The sequence below is a fragment of the Streptobacillus ratti genome (assembly GCF_001891165.1).
GTDB lineage: Bacteria > Fusobacteriota > Fusobacteriia > Fusobacteriales > Leptotrichiaceae > Streptobacillus > Streptobacillus ratti.
Genome location: NZ_LKKW01000015.1, coordinates 25,559 through 32,325 on the forward strand (window position 1 = coordinate 25,559; position 6,767 = coordinate 32,325).

At 23.3% G+C, this 6,767-nt stretch carries 5 protein-coding genes; all 5 read right to left on the bottom strand.

Translation table 11 applies throughout. The features are described 5' to 3' along the window. Positions 1 to 3: 3 nt before the first annotated feature. From BT993_RS03780 to mnmA, 5 genes are read right to left on the bottom strand one after another with little or no spacing between them, the layout of a single operon-like run. Positions 4 to 1,737, bottom strand: coding sequence for an NUDIX domain-containing protein (locus BT993_RS03780; RefSeq protein ID WP_072593305.1), 1,734 nt, complete (start codon positions 1,735 to 1,737; stop codon positions 4 to 6). A 9-nt stretch (positions 1,738 to 1,746) separates the two neighbouring features. Beyond that, positions 1,747 to 3,015, bottom strand: coding sequence for a transcription antitermination factor NusB (locus tag BT993_RS03785; protein WP_072593306.1), 1,269 nt, complete (start codon positions 3,013 to 3,015; stop codon positions 1,747 to 1,749). Further along, on the bottom strand, positions 3,005 to 3,526 hold the full coding sequence (locus BT993_RS03790; protein WP_072593307.1) for a hypothetical protein: 522 nt from the start codon (positions 3,524 to 3,526) through the stop codon (positions 3,005 to 3,007). Before BT993_RS03790 ends, BT993_RS03785 begins: the two co-directional genes overlap by 11 nt. A gap of 1 nt (position 3,527) precedes the next feature. Further along, positions 3,528 to 5,318, bottom strand: a complete 1,791-nt coding sequence (locus BT993_RS03795) for a hypothetical protein (RefSeq protein WP_072593308.1) — start codon at positions 5,316 to 5,318, stop codon at positions 3,528 to 3,530. 9 nt (positions 5,319 to 5,327) lie between these two features. Beyond that, positions 5,328 to 6,407 carry a tRNA 2-thiouridine(34) synthase MnmA gene (gene mnmA, locus BT993_RS03800; protein WP_072593309.1) on the bottom strand — a complete coding sequence of 360 codons (1,080 nt, stop codon included), beginning with the start codon at positions 6,405 to 6,407 and terminating at the stop codon, positions 5,328 to 5,330. Positions 6,408 to 6,767 lie beyond the last annotated feature (360 nt).

The window sequence follows — 6,767 nt, forward strand, 5'->3', positions numbered from 1 at the left end:
TTTCTATTCTTTAAATATATATAATCTTGCCTCTTGTAATAATTTTCTATGCGATGAATAAGTTAATATCTTTAATGCGTCTCCATAACTACACCATTTATATTCACTAATTTCTCCTATATCAATTAATACATTATGACTAATAGCTCTAGCTAAGAAAAAAGTAACATATTTCAATTCTCCTGTATTTGTAATATATGAAATATCTTTTTGGAAATTTTCAGAATCTATTATTATAGTTTCAAGATTTGTTTCTTCTTTAATTTCTCTAATAGCTGTCATTACTTTAGTTTCATTATCTTCTATATGACCTTTTGGAAATCCCCAATTACCTCCTAATATTTTAACTAATAAAAATTCAATATTATTATCCTTATTTACTCTATATACAATCCCACCTGCTGAAGATACTTTAACTACATTAAATTTTACATCATATTTATTTTTAATATATTCAATAATATCTTCTTTTTTATTATTTAAATTCCCTTCATTAACATGTTTATATATATCTTGTCTTATAGACTCTTTACTTATTTCAGTATCTAGTCCTATGTTGTATAAATCAACTAAATTAATATCTAAATCATTGATAAATACTACTTCTCCCTCAAAATATATTGATTGTATTCTACTTAACAATTCTAAAGTTTTTTTCATTATTTCGTTATAATTATCATTATGATGATGAATAAAAGAAATAAAATTAAGTAATTTAGAAACATTTTTATTATTTCTAAATTCAAATAACATTCTTTTTACAGTTTCCTTATTTATCGCTCTACTTACTATATTACTATAATAAATGAGATTTTTAACTAAAATAATATCTGTCATATTCAAACCAATTTTTTTTAAGTATGATTCTGCAATTATCATACTATTTACTAAAAATTTATTATCATCTAATGTATTTTTACCTGAATATAGAAAAAGTATTGCATATCCTATTGTTTTATCCTCAAAAACATTATATTTGCAATATACATTATATGTATTTATAATATTTTTAATAGTGGTATTATCTAAATTATCTATAGATAATTCAGGAATAAAAAATCTAAATAAATCATTATCTAACATTATTTTTAAAGCTTTGTATGAATATCTATCAAATAAGATTTTATCCAATAATTTACCAAACCCACTTATACTTACATTAAGTTTTCTATGATTTTTAAAATTAGATATTGCATTTTTTGTTTCACATGATAATTTAAAATTATATTTTGAAACTAAATACAAGGCTCTATATATTCTTGTGTTATCTTCAGCAAGTCTAAGTGCCTTATCTTCTCCTATAATATTTAATTCAAGATTTTCAATATCTTTAATTGAACCATATTTATCTATTAAACCTTTATTATTGTTGTAAGCTAAAGCATTTACAGTAAAATCTCTTCTCGATAAATCTTCTTCAATATTTTCTACAAATTCAAAATTTTGTGGATTTCTACCGTCTAATACTCCATTTTCTTTTCTAAATCTTGCAATCTCTATTTTATATTCATCAACTTGTATTGATATAACTTGATATCTTTCAGAAATTATTATCGGACTATACTCGCTTAAAATATGTAATAATTCTTCCATGGGAATATTAGTTGCCATATCAAAATCAGTAGGTTTAAATCCTAAAAATATATCTCTTAATGCTCCACCTACTAAATATCCCTCTCCATATTCATTTAAAATATTTAATATAAATTGCAATCTTTCATCTAAATTTATGTACATATTATATTCCTACTTTTTTCTAAATTTTATCATATAAAATCCATCTAAATACTTATTTTCATATGAAATTAAATTACCACCAAACTCATCTTTTATTATCTTTATATCTTTAGGAAAATCTACGTTTATAACTTCAAGGTTGCTATATTTTTCAAGAAAATATGACACATTATTAGTATTTTCATTTTCAAGTATGGTACATGTACTATATACTATCTCTCCACCTTGTTTTAGTAACTTATATGTATTATCAAATATTTTCTTTTGTAATTTTTTTATTGATTTAATAACCTTTAAGTCTATTTCATAAACTTTTTCAGGCTTTTTAGTTAAAACACCTAATCCAGAACATGGAACATCAAGTAATATTTTATCATACATACCCTCTGAAAATTCTCTACCATCAGCTAATAAAGCAGTAAAATTAGTATACTTCTTTTCAAATTCTTTAAGCATTTTTACTTTATGTTCGTGTATATCTGTTGCTACTAATTTTTTAGGATTGTATTTTTGTAATATTGCAAGAGATTTACCACCAGGTGCAGCTGCAACATCTAATACTACATCTTCACTACTTGGTGCCAACATATCTACAACTAATAAAGAAGAACCATCTTGTATCACTATATCTTCTGTTAAATAAGCTTTTGTTTTAAGTACATTATTGTTATTTAAATAATATACATCTGATACATTAAATAGTATTTCTGTACCTATAATTTCTAATAATTTTTTAAAATCTTCAACAGATAAATTTTTATGGTTAACTCTTACCGAAAAAGTGCTTTTTTCTTTATATCTTTTTAAAACTTCTCTAAAGTTATCTTCTCCAAATTGATTTCTAACTTTATCATAAAACCATGTTGGATAAGACATTTTAATATTTTCTGGAGTATCATTAAAAATTTCATCTTTTTTTCTAACAAAATTTCTTAATGTTGAGTTAATGAAATTAGCTTGATATATATTTCCCTCTTTCCCAAGCTCAACAGCTTCATATATTATTCCGGCTACATCTGCATCAGTATACATTATCTGAGCTATACTTAATCTTAATATTTGTTTTGTTTTTCTCTTAATACTTCTAGCTAATTTTGAAATTACATAATCAATATACATTAAATTTTTCAAAGTAACATTTAACATATTATTTAAAAATGCTTTTTCACCTTTAGTATATGAATTATTTTCAAACATATATTTTAATTGTAAATTACTATATTTTTTGTTTTCTATTACTTCATCAAGTAATAATATCAAATCTTTTTTAATTTTCATTCTTACTCTCCATAAAATCAAATATCATCAATAATATTATTCCAAATATATATACCTTAGGTATTAAAAATGTTATTACTTCTACATACAGGCATATACCAAAAAAAGCATTCATTAATGGAATGAATATATATTTTTTCTTTCCTAAATCATGTAAATGATATATTGTTAATAGGCTTGTTATAAAATAGATAAACCTAACAAAAAATATTAATATTGATAAATAGTAATTTTTAATTATCATATCACTTAAGTAAAATGATGATGACAAAGCTGCTTCAAAAAGAAATGCAATAAAAGTTGTAGTAATAAGCATAGTATATGTAGATTTACTCTTACTTTTTATAGTTAATAAAAAATCAAAATTTGTATATGTTACTGCCATCATAAAAATTAATCCTGATACAAACATAACTAAATTTGAGTTTGGCATACTACATACTATATGGTATAAAAAAGCAATAAAAACAGCTATAAATCTATACTTATTTTTAATTATTATTTCTTTCAAACTACTCACCTCTATTTTCAAAAACAAAATTAATTAATCTTCTAATTTCTGGATTATCAAATATTTGAAGATTTTTTTCATAAAATATATTCTTATATTCTAAATCATATTCTATTTTATATATATTCATAAAATGTACAATAGATAATGCTATTAATAATTCATCTTCATTTTTAATTTTTGAAATATAGTAATTTAATAAGTATAGTAAATTCCATTTTCTATATACATTATTAGCATCAAAGTCAAAGAATAATCCTAATCTCTTAGAACAGTTATATATATCTTCTATTTCAAGAATAGATTGTAAATCAAAGACTTTTATTCCAAAACATTCTTTTATACTATCTATATATTCTCTAGCTATATCAGCCTCATTATTTTCTACTTTAGTTGGTGATATAATTTTAAAGATTTCTTTTTTTACACAATCATATCCATATATACTTAAAAGTTTATCCCCTGAATTTTCTTCTTCAAATAAACCTGTAATTATATGTTTTAACTTTGGATTTGCATTACTAATACCCTCAAAGAATTTTTCATCATAATCTCTAATTTTTTCTTTAATTGATATATCATCTTTACTTAAAGTTATTTGCATTTTTACATCTGTAGATCTATACACTTTTTCTAATAAAAGTATAGGTAGTGTATTTATAAACGCTGATTCTTTATCACTTAATTTATCAAGTAATGAAGTTGCTATTGGTAAAAACATAACATTTTTTTCAGAACTTTTTTCTACCAATAATTTTTCATCTCTATTTAATATATAGTAAGACATAAGATGTGATATATTAAAGTATTTCACTTCTCCCACTTCTTTACCATTTATTAATGATTCATAACTTGCTGGTAATTCTGACTTAAATTTTAATTTTAAATATTCTTCTTCATAATAGGCTATAGTCTTAATCATTTCTTTATAGTATCTTCTATAGATGTATAATTCATTTGTAAGTTTTAATCCATCTTCATATCTCAGCATTTCTTTATAAAATTTAAGTACAAGTTTTGTAAATTGTATATCCTTTTTTTCTACTGAGTATCTAATTAATATATGATTTTCAAATTCTATATATTGCTTATTTTTAAATAATATATCTGTAACTTCAGTAATAACATCTGTTCTGTAATTACCGTGATTTAAAGCTTTAACTATATAATTATTTGCTTTATTATAGTTTCCGTTAGCATATTCTACTTCAGAAAAATATATTGAAAGCTTATATGCCCCCTCTAAATCTGATAAAGTCTGCATATACTTATCTTGTATATCATAGTTTTTATTCTTAAATATTTCTTTAAATTCCCCTATTAATTTATCATTATTTGGATATGAATAAAGACCCTCTAAAATAGTTTCAACGTATTCTATATCTAATCCTGTATAAAGTAAAGAAAGTCCATAATAATAGTACATCATTTGACTCATTTCACCTTTATAGTTCTCATATAGTTCCACAATTTCATTATAAACTGATGATTGGAAATATATTTCTGTTAATACCTCTGTAGACCTTTTAGAATTTTCTTCCATTTCTCTAAATTTTAAAGTAGGTTCTAATAATTCTTCATATACATTATAATTTAATCCAACTAATATTAAATTATATAGCATTTCTTTATTATTAATATTTTGGTCAATTTTTGGTATTAAAAATTTTTTTATCCAATCTTCTTTAACAACTATTATTTCTTCACCTTTTTCATCATCATATACTTTGATTTTTTCTTTTTCAACTATTTCTTTTTGTTTTTCACTTTTTTTGAACCAGTCCCAAAACATTTTTACCTCCTACTTTATTATTTTATCAATTATTCCTCCACCCAAGCATTTTTCACCATCATATAAGACTACTATTTGCCCTAGAGTTACTGCTCTTTGTTTTTCATCAAAAATTATCTCATATCTATCATCATCAATTTTATCTATAATAGCTGAAACATCATTTTGTCTATATCTAAATTTAACACTACATCTAAATGGTAAATCTATTTTATTAATAAAATTAAATTGATTTGCTATTAATCCTTTTGAATAAAGTAAATCATCATCTCCTTGTGCTACAATCAACTCATTTTTTTCAACATTTTTATCGACTACAAAATATGGTTCTCCAGTACCCTCTTTAGTATTTCCAAGTCCTATACCTTTTCTTTGTCCTATTGTGTAATACATAAGTCCATGATGTTTACCTAAAACATTACCATTAATATCAACTATATTTCCATCTTTAGCTGGTAAATATTTAGATAAAAATTCATTAAAGTTTCTTTCTCCTATAAAACATATTCCTGTACTATCTTTTTTCTTAGCTGTTTTCAGATTATATTTTTCTGCAATTTCACGTATTTTTGTTTTTTCATATTCCCCTAATGGAAATAATACTTTTTCTAATTGTTTTTGATTTAATCCACATAGAAAATAGCTTTGGTCCTTATTATTATCAACACCTCTTAAAAGTACTTTTTCTCCATTTTCATTAGTTGTTAATCTTGCATAATGTCCTGTAGCTATATAGTCTGCACCTAATTTATTTGCATAATCTAAAAATGCCTTGAACTTTATTTCTTTATTACACATTACATCTGGATTTGGAGTTCTTGCAAGTCTGTATTCAGATAAAAAATATTCAAAAACTCTATCCCAATATTCTTTAACAAAATTTACTGAATAATATGGTATATCCAATTGTTCAGCTACTGATATTACATCTTCATAATCAATATCTGACATACAAACACCATTTTCATCTTTTTCTTCCCAGTTTTTCATAAATACACCTATTACTTCATAACCAGATTCTTTAAGCAAAATTGCAGCAACAGAAGAGTCAACACCTCCTGACATACCTAAAACAACTCTTTTTTTCATATTTATTCCTACTTTCAATTTTTTTTAGACTAATTTTATTATACTATATTTTACCCTACATTTACAACAACAAAGCCTTTTAAAATTATTTTTTTTGTTTAGTTGTCAAACATATGTAACAAAATATTTAAAAAGTTTCTGTATAAGTGTGTAATTAACCACTTAGTCACCTTTTTTACATTTTTATTAATTTGTTAAACTATTTTGATACTCTCTTACTACCTCATTCGGACTCTTAAAGTTTAGTACTTTTCTCCTTATATTATTATATCTACTACAATACTTTTTTACTCCTCTTTTTAACTCCTCTATACTCCTAAATACTCTCCTTAAATAATACTTACTATCCTCCCTATGACT

Bases quoted from the DNA above. Each gene is read 5' to 3' on its own strand.
- mnmA (WP_072593309.1), bottom strand. From the start codon at position 6,407: ATGAAAAAAAGAGTTGTTTTAGGTATGTCAGGAGGTGTTGACTCTTCT.
- BT993_RS03780 (WP_072593305.1), bottom strand. From the start codon at position 1,737: ATGTACATAAATTTAGATGAAAGATTGCAATTTATATTAAATATTTTA.
- BT993_RS03785 (WP_072593306.1), bottom strand. From the start codon at position 3,015: ATGAAAATTAAAAAAGATTTGATATTATTACTTGATGAAGTAATAGAA.
- BT993_RS03795 (WP_072593308.1), bottom strand. From the start codon at position 5,318: ATGTTTTGGGACTGGTTCAAAAAAAGTGAAAAACAAAAAGAAATAGTT.